The organism is Natronorubrum halobium (assembly GCF_051351675.1).
GTDB lineage: Archaea > Halobacteriota > Halobacteria > Halobacteriales > Natrialbaceae > Natronorubrum.
This window is the reverse complement of sequence record NZ_CP195595.1, coordinates 1,404,637-1,419,530: the sequence shown is the minus strand read 5'-3', so window position 1 is coordinate 1,419,530 and position 14,894 is coordinate 1,404,637. Positions and strand designations below refer to the sequence as shown.

Sequence of the window (14,894 nt, the reverse complement as noted above, 5' to 3'; positions counted from 1 at the left end):
ATGAGCCAGCAGCACACTGAGGAAGCAGTTTTCGAGATACTCAGGCAGTCATGCCAGACGGAAAATAGAGTTTCTGAAGTTCAACAATATGATCAACTCATCCAACCCCTCCTACGTGCCTTGGCATTCGAGGTAGAACATGAAACACAGATCTCTGAGGAACCAAACCTATGGGCGGATTTTGTCATCACTAACCTGCCGATACAGGTGATCGGTGAGGCAAAAAGGCCGGAGGGATACGAAGCGGGAAAAGACCAACTCCTCAGCTATTTGGAAGCCATTGATTTTGAGCAGAGCGTCGGAATCATCACGGATGGACTCCACTGGGCCGTGTATTATATCCAGAACTCCGATGGAGAATCGGTATTCACTTCGTTTTCTGACGCGGATCTCACGCCGGTTGTTGAGGAAATTCGAGCGAACGATATTGAGGAACTCAAAGACCTTGATAATCGAAGTGAGATCGATCAATTCGTTTCTGTATTTTCTCAACCACAGTTCAATCGGTTACTGGACGAAATCGATCTGTTTAGCGAGGAGGCAGATATCAGGGAAATCGCCGAGCCGTTCGACGAGGATGCGCTCGAACTTCTCCGGGAGGAAGCGAACGAGAAAATCACGAATCAGATGGAACAGCGCCGCTATTACCAATCAGCTGGGTACCGATTGGGACGGACAGCGGTTGTGGCTATCAGCATCCTCGTTTCCGCAGGTGCGATTATCGTCGAGTTGAGACCAGATCTCGGTGTCGGATCGTTAATCAACTTCCCCATACTTGCAGGCGTATTCCTACTCGTTCTTTCTGCAGCAGTTGGGATCGCAGGGCCGGTATATGTCTCCAGTCGAACGGAAAAAGCACCACAACGTATGTACCGGGAATACTTCGAACTTGCAGTCCCGGACGAACCCACAGAGGGAGTTACTACACGCAAGGACGTTCTGATCGAACTCCTCAGTCAGAGCTGTGAGGTGGGAAAGACGTTCCGAGGATCGATCGACAGGCTACTACAGGTCATGGGAATCGCCGTGATCCTGCAATTCATCGGAATCCTCTTTGTCGTAATCGGGCTGTTTCAACTCTTGTAGACCGTTCCACTATCCTACTCGGAAGTCTGATGAGGCTCTACGCGTTCCCAGAATCGACCAATGTCCGGGCTATTTCTACAAGTGCATTGGTGTCGATGTCTTGCCCGGCACGACACGTGATTCGAACCCCGGGTCGACCACCACGCAGATCGTCTGCTTTCACATCTTCTCTTGCGACACCGACACTCCGAGCGATTTCCTCCGTGTCCACACCCTCGGACGAGACATCATAGATGTCCACGTGAAAGAGTGTCCGCTTCGTTCGAATCGCAATCCGACGCTTTCTCCCTTCTTTGAACGAGAGGTAGTGCTTTTGGCCCCACTCCGGCCCATCTAGTTGATCGATATCCTCGAGGGACTCCGCGACTTCCTCGAGTAGTTCGGCTGTTTCCTCGTTCGAGCGTTCGTTGAGGTGCCAATCGCGTCCGTTGTCTTTCCACGGTTCTTCGGAGGTGTCGGGACTAACGTCCGTTACAGTGTGCTCCGGGACGGGTATCGTTTGTTCGGCGTCGAGATAGAGGCGATCCCCGTCGGCGAGCAACTCGAATTCGACGACCGTCACATCGATTCCTCGGTCGCTGATCCATCGGAGAACGATGTCGAGTCGCTCTCGGATCGATTCGCCGACCAGCAGGATCCGTTGATCCTGATTGAGGGTATAGTCCTCGTTACAGAATTCGTCGAGGACTTCCGTGAACCTCGTTTCCTCGTCGTAGAGCGACCGTCCCCAGTTCGTCGATCTGAATTTCTCGAACTGATCTCGCAGTTTATCGTAGTCCCAATGAGACGAGTACGCTGCGTACTTGAGCCCTTGAAAGTCCACAGTCCCCTGCAATGAACCCCGTTTTAGCTCGATCACGACCACGTTGCCATCTCGATCGATCCCGAGTAAGTCGATCGCGTCTCCGATTCGCTGGACTGCAACTTCCCTCCCGATGATGAGAAACTCTTCGCCGAGAATCGATTTTGGATCGCTGATAATCCACTCACGAAGATCGTCTTCCCGGAAGTCCCTCTCCGACATCGAAACGGACTCGAGAGAGGTGACTTCCTTATCGGAGCCAACCCGAAGCATGGTTTCTGTCTACTGTTGTGATGCTAATAGATTACCGATTATCGATTAGAGACTCAGTTGTACTGATCAAACGGCCCTCAGTCACAGCACGTAGACCCTATGGATCGGAATCAGTGGCAAAGATTTCTGCGACGCGTTTTTCGATGGTGTGCCGATGTAACTCCTCTACGCCGGCTTCGACCATTCGCTCCCGGGTTCGGTGTTTGTCATAGGATTCCTCCTCTTCGTGGCGGTTCGGAAGCTGTCTGTAGACTTCGTGGAGGTCGACGTCAGCAATAGGGATGCTATCGGCTGACTTTTCGGGTCTCGCGTAAACCTGCCATCGGATTCCATCGGTTGCAAAGCCGATAGTCGGCTCGCCGAGATCGCTTTTGAGATAGTTGATGATGTCCTGCTCCGCATACTCGAATTTGTTTGGCGTCTTGATTTCGCCGATTACTGCGCAGTCGAGACCGCAGTTCACGTTCCGAACCTCGAAATCCGGTCTCGATTTGTCCCACTTCGGATATCCGTACGGCTGTGTCCAAACCGTGTAGTCGAAGACGGAAATCGCCGGCCAAATTAGTTGTTCTTCCACGAAACGTTCCGGTTCCTGTCCGATATTCTTTCCTTTCAGGTATTTCTCTTCCCTAACGATGTGTGTTAGATGGGCAGGTACACCGCGAGTAGAGAACTCATCTGCAAAGCGTTCCAGAACACGCAGCAACTGTTCTGCGATCCCCGAGTGATCTTGAATGGTAGTAGACGCGTGGCCGGTATCGGTCATCTCTCAGTTCTTTTGGATGACATTGACAAGAAGTTATCTGAAACGATTATCCGCCTTTCGTGGGCTTCTGGTAGCCTGTTATATCTCATGGAAGGTAGCCTACATCCAGCTACGCTTCGAGAGGAAAGGAACTCACTGACCTCGACAAAGAGCAATTCTCCGCTAACCGCTGAGGGCACAGCAAGTCCGTTTCCGAGTACTTGACAAGTGGGAGACCGTCGACAACCTGTCCGGGCTATGTATGTGAAACTGACCGATGCGATCGGTTACGATACGTATCGGAGCATTCTGCAGCCGTGGTTATTCCGATAGTAGAGCCTCGAGAAAGTCGGTTACGATATAGTCCAGATAGGCTAAATCGACGATAGCATACAGACTAACAGCAATCATCGCTCCGAATAGGAGATAGTATATCTGGAGATCAGTCTTAAACTGCTCCTCAATCGCCTCCCCAGCATCGGCGTTCCGGATTTCTTTCATCGTCTGGTCGTCAATCCTGCCTTCGTACATCGAATAGTATTGCTCCCGTCCGTTATCGATCGATTCGAATTGCTTGTCTAAACTGTAGGCAGTTCGAAGACCTAACCCAAGATAGACGCAGACCGGGATCAATGAAACTGCTAAAGCGTATCTGATTCGTGCGATTTGGCCGAGTTGGGAGATTATACCTACCCACGAAATCACGGCAAAAACGAAGACACGAAAGAGATCTCTGCTGAGATTATTCGAGAGGCTCCGACGAATATCAGACATCTCGCGATGCGTTTCGAATACATACTCACTTACATCCTGTTGCGTTTCGACGAACTCCTCTATGCTGTCCTGAATGTAGAAGTTAAAGTTAGATTTGACACTCTCGCTCACTTCGTTGATTTCCCGGATTGCGCCTATGAGGGTAGTGGAATACAAAGTGACGATGTTTCGAAAAACCGTGATACGATCCGTAGTCCTCGTAGTGTATATCCACTCGAATAGGTCAGACAGTTCACTGGTCGTCTTTTCGTCCACTTCAATTGGATCTTCGTCGGTATTCTCTTCTTGAAGGTTGATCTTCCCGTTTTCCTCTTTGAGGTGTATTGTCGATTCAATTACGCGTCGTCCATTAAAACGCACTCTCCAGCCATCTTCGATACGCCGTGCGATATTAGAGAGGCCGAGAAGGCAGAACATCAGCCGGTAAGCTGTCATCCTCTTACAGAACCAGTCAGAAAATTCGGTGTCATCAGGCACGTTGAAATCCAGATATCCCGGTGGTAGATACTGTTCTTCGAAGTAATCGATAGCACATTCCTTCCGTACTTTTTTGAGTTGTTCATCGAAAAGCGAACGTCGGTCAATAAACGAATCGTAGAGGTTGCTACCTATCTCTCGTGGCGGGAATATTGCTACCTGCGAGCCAACGAGAGGTGTTTCCACATCGCGAATAGCAATTAACCGCTTTTCTTCTCTTGCATATAGATAGTCCTTGATCCCACTCAAACCCCGTTGTTCAACTTCATCTTTCACTCTATTTTCAGTGAAATAATAGGATACTGTGAGATCCTCTTCGACAACTCCCTCTATATGATTTTCAAGGTGTTCCGCAGAGATCGCATATTGAAAGGAACATTCGACGAGGTCAGTCGACAAGAGAGAAGATACAGCAGATTGTAGATCGTCTGTGTTCGAAATACTATTATTTCTGATTTCGTCAATTGCAGTCTGAGCATCTCCGTCAGCAAATAAATCATCGGGGGCTGCATCGGAATCACTTTCCTGCCGGCATATTACCGAGCCCATGCTCTCCCAAATAAGACGATGAGTGAAAGCACCAGATTGGTATTCGATTTCCAAAATAAGATTTCGGCCATGTATTTGACTCCTGAAATCCGTGATATCCGAGAATAATTGGCTGAGGTTTTCACTTGTGACCTCATCCTCAAATCTGATTTCTCTCCCGGCTACTTCTGCATCCCAGCACTCTGTAAGTTGATCAACGCGATTCTCCAAATCAGCAATCATCAGCTGTCAAGGATCTTTGTATCGAGATCGGAACCAGTTATTCGAATCTCAACCTCTTCTTGCCCTTCTTCTTTGTGAACCCTATCTTCAGCTGTCGAAGGGAATTTGACGGAGATTTCTTTATCTACCTCGTACTTTACGGTACTTGGTAGATTTTCGGTATCAATTGCAAGCGTATCAGGGTTATCTACATCCAGCCTGTCTGCAATTTCTTCTTTAGTAACTTCCCGTCCTACAATCTCAGTAGCTACATCAGTGACATCATCAATACCAACTATACCTGCATCTGATTCTTCTCGTAGTTCTCTGAATCGGTTCGTATCTTCACCATCCGCGCTCTGACCGGTATATTCTTTTTTGATTTCGCTAACCACTTCGAAGACGTTCTTAGCCTGTTCCAGTGAACCCTCTTCCACGTTACATTCGAGGAAGTCATGGAAGTAGTCCGACACAGCGCCATCTTGATAGAATTTTACGTCACCGGGAAGCCGGTAACCCTTAGACTTGACAATCGGATAAATCAACCCTTTCTGTAACTCACTCGGTTCAGGAAATATATCTTCTAAATCAAGTTCTTCGAGACCACGGTCATCCGATAGTTGTATTCGTTGTTCTTCAACCAAATCCAACTTTAGGAGTGATACAATCTCGTGTTCTTCGTCGTCAAGAATCGGGTCGCCGCTGACCGTCGCTTGTATTGTAAAAAGGATACCTCGATTTGCTCGCGGATGAATCTGTGAATTCAGTTCTCTTGCCAAATCACGAGACGCGTCCAAGAAGTCAGATTGATTCGAATCATAATTGGTGGTGCAAACCGTTTCCAACCACTCTTGTGGTTCCGTGTCTGGGTTAGCGAAGCGTCCTCGAGTGACATATGAAATGTCCTTTTTGATCACCACTCGCTGAATGTAGCGTTCAAAAAGACTGAGATCCTCTTCTATTTCTCCACTCTCAGATTCTTGCCATTGATCGCTATTATCGAGTTGAGGAGAAACGGGTGAGTATGCTAGAGCGTGAATATCGGTTTCCATATTGGGCAGGGTTCACACCCCGTTACTATACAAGTTTCCCATATGTTCGCGGAAGAGCAAGTTAGATAGATCCAGTTGGTGTCCGACAGCAGTGATGAATCAGCCAACCCAGTTTTCGGTCGGTAGCCTATGAAGGCGTTCTATCTAATGGATCAACTTTCTCATTTGGTAGAGTTCCTATGACATCTCTCAGACCAACCAAAGGAATACAAGTAATTGCAGTATCCACACATCAATAGATGCAATACGACGCCCTCGTGGATGTTGAATTTCGCCACGAGGACGCCGACAAATTGGTCGATCAAACTAACGCGTCCTCACTGGAAGACCATTTCCTCACGGTTCAGGCTAACCGCCTGCAAGCCGGCCAACCGGACTCCGAACTCCGTTCACTCTCCCATCTCGACGAAGAATCGGTCAAGCTCCTCGAGCATCAGGTCACCGCCGCCCATCGAGCCCTATTCGAGATGGACGGCAAGGCGCTGCTCGCCGACGAAGTCGGTCTCGGGAAGACTATTGAGGTCGGGATGATCCTCAAGGAGATGCACTATCGTGATACGAGCGATTCGGTGTTGATCCTCACGCCGGCGCAACTTGCCCAGCAGTGGCAGGCGGAGATGCTCGAGAAGTTCGGTATCGAGTTCGTCTGCAACTACGACGACGAGTTCGAGGGATTCGCCGCACACGATCGCATCATTGCGAGCATCGACACGGCGAAGAGCGATCGGCACCGGAAAACCGTCCTCGCCCGGGATTGGGACGTGCTCGTCCTTGACGAAGCCCACTACGTGAAGAACGAGGATACCGACCGCTACGATCTCCTCGATCGACTCGCCTACGACTACGCGTTCTTCCTCACCGCGACGCCGATCCAGAACGACGTCACCGATCTCTACAACATCATCTCTCTGCTTCGGCCGGGGCTCTTCGGAACGCGTGAAGGGTTCCACAACTACTTCGTCAACAAATCGCAGGAGAAGCTAGTCAACCGGAACGAGCTGCAGAAACGGTTGACCGAAGTGATGATCCGCAACCGTCGCGAAGAGACGGACATCGACTTCACGAAACGTAATGTGACCACACGGACGTTCGAGCAATCGCCCGCGGAACGTGACCTCTACGAGGCGGTCACCGACTACGTCCGAACGGCCTACGGTGAGGATCAGGGCCAGAAGCTCGTTCTCATGACCCTCCAGAAAGAGGTCGTCAGCAGTCCCGCCGCTCTCGAGGGGACGGTCAGAAGGCAACTCGACGATGATGACGGACAGCCGGCCCACGACACGCTCCTCAAGCGCATCCTCGAGTGTATCGAGGCCATCGACACGCCGACCAAGCAAGAACGCGTCCAGCGGATCGTCGGCGAAGCACAGGAGCGCGTCGAGAAAGGGCGGGTCATCGTGTTCACGCAGTTCCGCGCCACGCAGCAGGAACTCTTGGAAACGTTCGCCGACGAGGGGTACGCAACGCACGCGTTCCACGGCGGACACTCGAGCGACGAGAAGGAGGAGGTAGTCGAACAGTTCGAGGAGGAAGGCGGCGTCCTCGTCTCGACGGACGCGATGAACGAGGGGCGCAACCTCCAGTTCTGCAACGTGATGGTCAATTTCGACTTGCCGTGGAACCCGATGAAGGTCGAGCAGCGAATTGGGCGGATCCATCGCATCGGGCAAGACCGCGAAGTGTACGTGTTCAACATCGCCCTCGAAGATACCATCGAGGAGTACGTGCTGGATCGGCTGTACCACAAGATCGACCTCTTCAACCAGTCGGTCGGCGAGTTGAGCGAGATCCTGACTCGACTCGAAGAGACCGGTCGCAACTTCGAGGACGAAGTCTTCGAGCGTCTCGTGGACGCGGATTCGGAAATCGAACTAGAGAACAACTTCGATGAGATGGCGGTCGATCTGCAGGAGCAGCGCGATCTCGCCGACAAGATTGAGGACTTCAACAGCGGCGTATTCGAGGGATTCGACTTGGGGGCCAGCGATGACTGACGCTGCGATGCCTGTGACCGAACAGGCAGTCAAGCGGTTCGTCGAAGAGTATCTCGTCTCCCTCGGTGCCGAGATCCGAAAGGAAGGGAACCGATGGAGGGTATCGCTTCCCGACGACGCCGAAACTACCTTCGAACTGGACGACGCGATGCTGGAAGTCGCTCCGGATCCGGGCGAGGTCGACCGAGACGCGTTCGCCATCGCTCCGGAGAGCGAATTCGTTGAGCGGTTGATCGACGAGGCTGCAGAACGGATGCCGGTCGGTTCGATGATGCTCACGGGCGATGACCTCGAGGTACAATTACCGCCGTGGATAACGGAGGGGCCAGCCGAGGTTTCGGAACACGCGTTCACGCCTTACTACGATCGATGGGCCCTGTGTGCGCTCGTCCACGTCGGGATCGAAACGGTGAGCGAGTATCAGACGGAAGAACTGCTCTCGGTGGCCGTTGACCTAAACAGCAACGACGAGCGTCCGCGACTCGCCGAAACCTACCTCGAACTGTCCGAGGCGCCGCTCGATCGCACCCTCGAAAAGGGTCGGTCACTCGACGAAGCCGACCTTTCGGAATCGCTCGAAGCCGCGATGTCGATAGCCGAGCGAGAAGTCAGTTCGACCGTACGAGAGGTACAGGAGCGAGCGACGCGTGCCGCCGAAGTCGAACTCGATGAGTACCGACAATTCGTTCGTCAACGCCGCGAGGAGCTGGACGATGAAATCCGGCGGTTAACTCGGCGAATCGATGACGCGAACGATACGATCGACGATGCAACCGACCAACAGGAGCGGGTCGAAGCCCTGCGAAAGCGAAAGGAACTGCGCGCCGAGCGCGACGACCTCCGCTCAGAAAAGGAGAAAATGGCGGCCGTGATCCGAGACGGGTTTCCAGAGAAGCGCTGCGAAATTCGAGACCGGCACTCCCTCACCGTTCGCCTCCAACCCGTCGCCGTCACGACCGTCACGTACGAGCGCGGAGATCTCGACGTTTCCCTCCGAGTGGACGACGCGTCGGCTTCCAGATCCTACCCCTACGCGGTCGGCATCGGGATAATGGAGAATCCGGCCTGCGAGCAATGTGGACGAGAGCTGAGCGGCGAGAATATGGCCACAATATCCGGTGGATCGCTCGTCGGAACGACCTGCTGTGAGAGATAGAACGCCGTTATCGGCCGACGCGGTAAAGGAGCAGGTCGGCGTGTGAGGAGAGGATGTCGCCAACCAGCGCATCAACGGCTGTCGCATCATTTGAGATGCCAAACGCCGCAACGCTCGCAGGATCCCGGTAGCCGATGTCCTCGAGCGTTGTGCGAACCCCGGACTGAAGCTCGGCGTTCCCCACGTCGATGGTTGGAACGCCAGCATTCCGGAGAGTATCGAGGGCTGCAGGCGTCCGCGACACGACGATGCCACCTCGACTCAAGAAGGCGAGTTCCTCGATGAGTGCGGTGCTCAACCGTTCGTTTCGATGGTCTTCCTCGAGAGCCGTCTCTAAGTCCACTCCTGCGGAAGACGCGTCTTCCGCTTCGAAGGCCTTGATATCGTTCTGATCGAGCAACTCGAGGATATCTTCGCGGTACGCTCTGTTAGCCTGTCCTCGATAGAAGTTCCACACATCGGTTTTCTGCACGTCGAACTGCTCACGACGATCGATCAGTTGACGAAAGGAGGAGGGAACGTAGAGGTTGCCGACGCGTGGGGTTGTCGGTGAGAAGTCGAGCGTCGCCTGCGTTTGCGCCTCTAACACGGTGGAAGTTTCGAGCCGATCGAGCGAGGTACCTGAAGCCAACAAGGATGGATCGAGCATTACGTCGATCGGTGGCTGAAGTTTTTCGTCGAGTTCCGTTTGAAGTGAGCTGAAGCCGCTGCTCATTGCGTCCGGCTACGCATCGGGTGTTGTTAAACCAACTAGGTGTCGGCTGGCGAGAGATCAGACACATCACCGATTATGGCGATTCAGGACTTCTCCCTGTCCGGTTCATTTCGGTCTTCGACCCCCTGAGACAGTGGAGCTTTATCCCGCGCCGGCCGATAATCGAACGGATGCCACGTCTGGCAGATGAGACGTTGGTTGCTGCTCACGAGATCGTACTCGATCGTTGGAAGAGATCGTTGGAAGAAGACGAAATCGGAACAGTACTGGAAACTTCACGAGAGCATCCGTCAGGATCCGATCGACCGGCCCTCCGCCCGTCTACAGCGGAAGAGGAGTTCTACCGGGAGCGCGAATACGCGCAGGCCGAGCGCGAACGGATCAAGTCCTTCATCGAGGAGTACGAGCGTAAGGCCGAGGCTGGCTCCGACATGGATATTCGCGGTCAGCGAGAGCGCCTCGACCAACTCGAACAGCGGATCGAAACGCGCCGCGAAGAACTAAAGCGACAAGAGCGAGTCATCTCGCTGGCACCCGAGGTCGAGAACTACTGTCTCACAATACCGTTATAGCGGGTGGATTAGCGCACTCCCTCATTACAGAGAGCGAATCGACACGCCGTACACATCGTGTATCGACTCGGCATAGATCTCGTCGATGAGCGCGACCAACTTCTCGTTGTCAACTACGAGATCGACGAAGGCCGCCTTCAGCGCCCCAACGTACGCGTCGAAGAACTCTTCGGGCGAGTCAGCATCGATGTCATAGGGTGCAGCGATCATGTTCCGCTTGTTGCCGGTGACTTCAGCAGTTCTCGGGAGCAGATTAGCGATCTCGGACTGTCGCTCGGAGAAACGGTCAGCGAACGCGTCGATGAACTCCTGATCGTTCGCTCCCATGTTTCTGAAGTAGATCTTCAGCGTTCGTTCGCCGACGGCAAGGTCTCGGTTTCGTTCGAGCCGATGGTGGAAGCCGATCCGAACGTCGTTCCGGTTATCAGGGCGAGCGTAAATCGTCCTGTCCAAGTCGTCGGTGTGGCGCCACCATCCATCCTTGAAGATCATCCCCCAGTCGGAACTACTCGTGCGGAACTTCCAGTCGCGGTGCCCGTCCGTAGTGCCCTCGAGTTCAATGGCGGTCAGATCCTCATCGAAGGCAGAATACGAACCGATCCCGTCTCGTTCGATTGCCTCGCCTAACTGAGTACCCCACTCGTCAGTGAAGTCGTCCCAGCGGCTGTCGAACGTGTCGCTCACGTCCCGGATCGCGTCGTAATGCTCGAGGTACAGTGCAATCTTCTCCCGTGCGTTCTCCTGTTGATCAGTCATCCCTGCAATACTCCGGATGTCGTCGTTGAATTCGCGTAACTGTGCAACCGTTCGCTGTGGATACCGGGCTGCGTTCTCGAAGAGGAACGGTTCCAGCACGTCAGCCGAAAACGCCTTCCACGTCCAATTGGAGAAGTCCGGCTCGTTCGCCGGCGGTTGGTCGTGTTGATGAAGGTACAGGTAGTATGTTCTCGATTCGTAGGCGGCCTTCGGTTGGCCACCCACGTGTGTCGCTTCCCGGTAGTAGAATTCCGTCTGGGTATCCTCCGCCGAGAACTTTAATTCGATCATGAGGAACCACTCGTTGGGCACCGCGATGAAGAGGTCAACGATGCCGGAGGACTTCGTTGTGCCGTCCTTTACCTTGTTGACTCTCACCTGATCGTCTACCGCGACATCAGAGAGATCGTGGACATCTTCCTGAAAGCCACACTTGGTAGGAAGGCCGTCGAGAACCGCTCTGAGAAAATCCGATCCCATTCCGTGTGGCTCCTCCGGGTCAAGGAAGTACGCCAACAATCGATTGACGTACACCTCGGCTTTCTTTTGACTGCCCAGTGAATATTCGATCACATCCATCAGCGAACGGGGCGACTCGGGAACATCTGTAATCTGTTCCCACTTCCGTTCGAGCGTTCGTAAGTCCGATTCCAACGGGGCGTTTGTATCCATCCGTCAATTCACAATTGTGACTGACACGGCAGGGAGTAGAAGCTTTCCCAGACCATAGTGGGTATCTCGTCCTCTGAATCGGTCTATGTGCTCATCTTTGCTCGGTGCGTAAGCGACCAAGCTGTATCAACAATCTCCGAAGAGCGAACTCCGTATTTGCATTGCGTCTTTGTCGCTATCGAGTTGCGCTCAATTCTCTAGATTCCTCTATTGCGACTGCATCTAAAACTGCGTTGTGGACCATCCTTTCCGCCATTCTGAAATAGGCGTGTTCGTGATAGAGTGGCTGTAACATCCGATTTCGGCGGTAGTCGGAAATATCAAATAAGATTAATTCGACCTAACAGTGTTGGTAGGTCGCAAAGCGGGGTAGGCGGTAACCGAGCCGCGTTAATATAACGCGTTGGTTAGTATACCCCACTCTAACGGAGGTCGATTAATGGATATTATACAACTAAGCTTGTCTTTGTTCAAGCTTAGATTGTGGTTTTTGAGGCCAATTCACCCCCGACCTAACAGGAATGGCCTTTTGCGGCCTAACAACACTGTCAGGTTGGTGTGAGATGCATTCACATAGGGTGATGGATGAGACCTCCGCGCCTCAATCCTGATGCCTCGATACTTAATATTGTGGCAGGGATTATAAAAACCTTATCCTAGAACGTCTCTTTTTTGCCCGTCTTTTCAAGGCGGTGCGGTGAGTGGCGGGAAGGACCACGCAGTATTAGATGCGGTTGTGGGGGTGGGAACACGCTGGATATCTTTCGCGGTAGCTTTGGAGACGCGGCCCGAGAATCGGTCTCGAGGTAAACTACCCCGTTCGACTCGCTCGCCACAAGAGTGGCTCGCTCCTTGAGGGTGGGGCTTCTGGTCTCACGACTGGGAGTTGTTGACTCAATGGTTTTACTTGTACTTATCATAGTCCGTATTCCCGTCTGACAAAATGATCGCCTAGAACGAGATACTTCGATCACACTTGTCTTTTCATGAGTGTTTTCGCATTCGCATTAAATTTATGTTCAAGAAAATAATTCGAGTAGTATGGAGAAAAGTAAGTGTAGAAAAAGAGATTATAATCGACCACTAGAACAGTACCCTCCATCTGAGTCCGTGTTAGGCAATTTGTGCAAGTATAATGAAATCACACCGCCCATGGATGACGATCTTGAAAGTGGGAATAAGAACCAGCTAATGAAAGATAGGGAAGAAGGTGACAGATAATGCCAACATGCTTCAAATGCGGACAAGAAATGAAGGAGACAAACGGATGTGACGATAATCGAATAATCACTTTTGCAAGTGGGGAAAAGGTAGAACCAACTCTATATGGAAAGGAAGAGAGAGATAAAACGTACCAAGAGATGATTAAATCCTATGAGCAACAAATAAAAAATGGCGGGCGTGGTAATTTGTCTGCCGAACAAGTTCGCACTGAACTAGAGAATTTCAAAGACCAGTGGGAGGAAGAAGAGTTCGAAAACCGTGCTTGCCATGACTGTGGTGTTGAAAAAGGTGAATATCATCACCCGGGATGCGATTGGGAGGAATGCCCTCGCTGTCGAAGACAGTATCTCTCCTGTGACTGTATTACTGAGGAGAAAGACGAAATTTGGTTAGTCTGAGATCAACGAAGGAGTATTCCATGTGGAAACGTCTTCCTCGTCCCCAACTCTAAGCATACTGTCGGGATTTCGATGATCAAATCATATAGGAAGTAAATATAGTGAGTATATATGTTAAGCTATTAATTTTAACTGCTGTTCTGTTGTGGAGGGAGTTATCATGGGGCATGCCACACGGAGGAAAGTCATGGGCATGGCTGCTTGCACAACTATTAGCGGGTTAGCAGGTTGTACGAGTGATCCCGAAGATCCCGCTGACGCGGCCGGCGGGCAAGCAACTAACGGATCTAAGATTGTAGAGCGAGGCGAGTGGGTATCGATTGGCGATCTCGAAATTGCAGTACAAGACGCGAATCTCGATGAGCGGGAGGGAAATATATTCGTTGCTGTACAAGTCGAGATCGTAAACATAGGTAATGTGACCCTCGATATTGACGATAACCTATTCTATCTTGTTGACGGCCAAGAACGTATATATGAGACATCTTCGGACCTTATGCGCCATTACGATGATGGGTTAACACGTGAACAAGTGAATCCAGATCTATCAATAATAGGTGCGCTCTTCTTTATTGTCCCTGAAGATCAAAATGAACGTTATTTAGTCATGCAACATCATGAGGAATCTACGGATGAACACGTTGTTATTGATTTAGGTGAATTAGAACGGGTTTGATGAGCGTTGGCGCAGTTCGTCGAAGAGCGATCAGTAGTGCTCTGGATCAGCGTACTTCGCGAGCCGAAGCTGGAGCGACGCCTCCAATCCCTCTGCTGTCCATCTCATCCACTGGTTCTTGCAACGCTTACTGACCTCGACAAACGATCACTGGCGTTGATACTGTCCGAGTGTGGATCAGTGCGGCTCAAGTTCCGCATGTGTAGGGGTGGTGATCGATGTTCGATACTGGTTTTGCCCGAGAGATTGATTGGGAAAAGATTATTGACAAATTTCCTCGAAATCACGTGGATCGAACTCCCGGTCACGTATGTCACCACAATCCCACTCATGAAACGGTAGATGGAAGTTTGCAGGATATTCGTCCTCATCATGCCAAACGTTGATACTGCCCAGAGTCGCAAGACCGTACTCAACACCGAGCTCATCACGATGGCAGTTAACTATAAATTCGAATGGGAGCTCAACGTCTCTCATATCTACTCGCTCGGGCTGAACATGGTTATCAGGCGTAGTCCACGCTGAACTGACCATCATACGATCTACTACTGAATAGAGATCGCTATCAATGATTACATGAGCACAATCATGAAATGTAGTTTCGATGCCATTCTCCTCTACAGTTAGTGGTCGATCGTATTCTGTGGGATCGCGTTCTTGAGCCGTTGCTGCTGTCGTGACAACGGTTCCGATCGTTGCTGTGCTAACTGCTGCTAGTATGGCCCGCCGTGAAAGCTGGCGTTCAGCTGTCATGCTATCAACCCACATGGTG

Annotated in this window: 12 protein-coding genes and 1 pseudogene; 6 read left to right on the top strand and 7 right to left on the bottom strand. The window is 51.7% G+C overall.

The genetic code is table 11. From position 1 onward, the window contains the following. Complete coding sequence (locus tag ACSFC7_RS06970) at window positions 1-1,086, top strand: hypothetical protein (protein WP_436347001.1); 1,086 nt, start codon at window positions 1-3, stop codon at window positions 1,084-1,086. A 37-nt stretch (window positions 1,087-1,123) separates the two neighbouring features. On the opposite strand, the gene ACSFC7_RS06965 is transcribed toward ACSFC7_RS06970, so the two are convergent. The 4 genes from ACSFC7_RS06965 to ACSFC7_RS06950 all read right to left on the bottom strand — a co-directional run bounded on the left by ACSFC7_RS06965 (window position 1,124) and on the right by ACSFC7_RS06950 (window position 5,959). Continuing rightward, a complete protein-coding gene (locus ACSFC7_RS06965; RefSeq protein WP_436347000.1) occupies window positions 1,124-2,110 on the bottom strand; it encodes an endonuclease NucS domain-containing protein in 987 nt (328 codons plus the stop codon). Between the two features lie 148 nt (window positions 2,111-2,258). Then, a complete protein-coding gene (locus ACSFC7_RS06960) occupies window positions 2,259-2,927 on the bottom strand; it encodes a hypothetical protein (protein ID WP_436346999.1) in 669 nt (222 codons plus the stop codon). Between the two features lie 300 nt (window positions 2,928-3,227). Then, on the bottom strand, window positions 3,228-4,928 hold the full coding sequence (locus ACSFC7_RS06955; RefSeq protein WP_436346998.1) for a hypothetical protein: 1,701 nt from the start codon (window positions 4,926-4,928) through the stop codon (window positions 3,228-3,230). Then, entirely contained in the window at window positions 4,928-5,959 is a 1,032-nt protein-coding gene (locus ACSFC7_RS06950; protein ID WP_436346997.1) for a nucleoid-associated protein, read from the bottom strand. The genes ACSFC7_RS06955 and ACSFC7_RS06950 overlap by 1 nt, the downstream gene beginning before the upstream one ends. 239 nt (window positions 5,960-6,198) lie before the next feature. On the opposite strand from ACSFC7_RS06950, the gene ACSFC7_RS06945 reads away from it, so the two are divergent. Together ACSFC7_RS06945 and ACSFC7_RS06940 are read left to right on the top strand one after the other, a co-directional pair. Continuing rightward, window positions 6,199-7,953, top strand: a complete 1,755-nt coding sequence (locus ACSFC7_RS06945) for a DEAD/DEAH box helicase (RefSeq protein ID WP_436346996.1) — start codon at window positions 6,199-6,201, stop codon at window positions 7,951-7,953. Further along, window positions 7,946-9,109, top strand: coding sequence for a hypothetical protein (locus ACSFC7_RS06940; protein WP_436346995.1), 1,164 nt, complete (start codon window positions 7,946-7,948; stop codon window positions 9,107-9,109). Before ACSFC7_RS06945 ends, ACSFC7_RS06940 begins: the two co-directional genes overlap by 8 nt. Window positions 9,110-9,116: 7 nt before the next feature. Here ACSFC7_RS06940 and ACSFC7_RS06935 read toward each other — a convergent pair whose 3' ends face one another. Then, the gene (locus ACSFC7_RS06935) at window positions 9,117-9,824 is read right to left on the bottom strand and encodes a hypothetical protein (protein WP_436346994.1); all 708 of its coding nucleotides are present in this window, start codon (window positions 9,822-9,824) and stop codon (window positions 9,117-9,119) included. Window positions 9,825-10,174: 350 nt separating this feature from the next. On the opposite strand from ACSFC7_RS06935, the pseudogene ACSFC7_RS06930 reads away from it, so the two are divergent. Beyond that, window positions 10,175-10,396 (top strand): annotated as a pseudogene (locus ACSFC7_RS06930) (hypothetical protein); the annotation flags it as partial. Between the two features lie 24 nt (window positions 10,397-10,420). Here ACSFC7_RS06930 and ACSFC7_RS06925 read toward each other — a convergent pair. Then, complete coding sequence (locus ACSFC7_RS06925; protein ID WP_436346993.1) at window positions 10,421-11,731, bottom strand: PD-(D/E)XK nuclease family protein; 1,311 nt, start codon at window positions 11,729-11,731, stop codon at window positions 10,421-10,423. 1,343 nt (window positions 11,732-13,074) lie between these two features. On the opposite strand from ACSFC7_RS06925, the gene ACSFC7_RS06920 reads away from it, so the two are divergent. Beyond that, window positions 13,075-13,446 carry a hypothetical protein gene (locus ACSFC7_RS06920; protein WP_436346992.1) on the top strand — a complete coding sequence of 124 codons (372 nt, stop codon included), beginning with the start codon at window positions 13,075-13,077 and terminating at the stop codon, window positions 13,444-13,446. A gap of 187 nt (window positions 13,447-13,633) precedes the next feature. Continuing rightward, window positions 13,634-14,122, top strand: coding sequence for a DUF4352 domain-containing protein (locus ACSFC7_RS06915; protein WP_436346991.1), 489 nt, complete (start codon window positions 13,634-13,636; stop codon window positions 14,120-14,122). A gap of 261 nt (window positions 14,123-14,383) precedes the next feature. On the opposite strand, the gene ACSFC7_RS06910 is transcribed toward ACSFC7_RS06915, so the two are convergent. Then, entirely contained in the window at window positions 14,384-14,875 is a 492-nt protein-coding gene (locus ACSFC7_RS06910) for a hypothetical protein (protein WP_436346990.1), read from the bottom strand. Between the last annotated feature and the right edge of the window lie 19 nt (window positions 14,876-14,894).